Origin of the sequence: Duganella margarita (genome assembly GCF_009857535.1) — a bacterium.
GTDB lineage: Bacteria > Pseudomonadota > Gammaproteobacteria > Burkholderiales > Burkholderiaceae_D > Rugamonas > Rugamonas margarita.
This window is the reverse complement of record NZ_WWCS01000090.1, coordinates 1-306: the sequence shown is the minus strand read 5'-3', so window position 1 is coordinate 306 and position 306 is coordinate 1. Positions and strand designations below refer to the sequence as shown.

Annotated in this window: 1 protein-coding gene; it reads left to right on the top strand. The window is 66.7% G+C overall.

Annotated features, from left to right (window positions below; translation table 11 throughout):
* Nucleotides 1-306: hypothetical protein (locus tag GTP55_RS30525; protein WP_161048271.1), on the top strand; the 306-nt coding region annotated here is incomplete at both ends.

Here is a 306-nt window from a genome sequence, read left to right as displayed (position 1 = left end):
CCGCCGTCAAAGCCCTGACCACCGACCAGGTCGTGGCGCTGACCACCAGCCAGGCTGCCGCCCTGAGCAGCGCCCAGGTGAACGCACTGACCGCTGCTGCCATCACCGCGCTGGAAACCGAAGACTTTGCTGCGCTGAAAACCGCGACCATTGCCGGCCTGAACAGCACCCAGATCGGCGCCCTGACCAGCGCGCAAGTGGTGGCCCTGACCACCGCTCAGGCCAACTCGCTGAGCAGCGCCCAGGTACGCGCGCTGACCACCGACTCGATTGTTGCCCTGCAAACCGAAGACCTGGCTGCGCTGA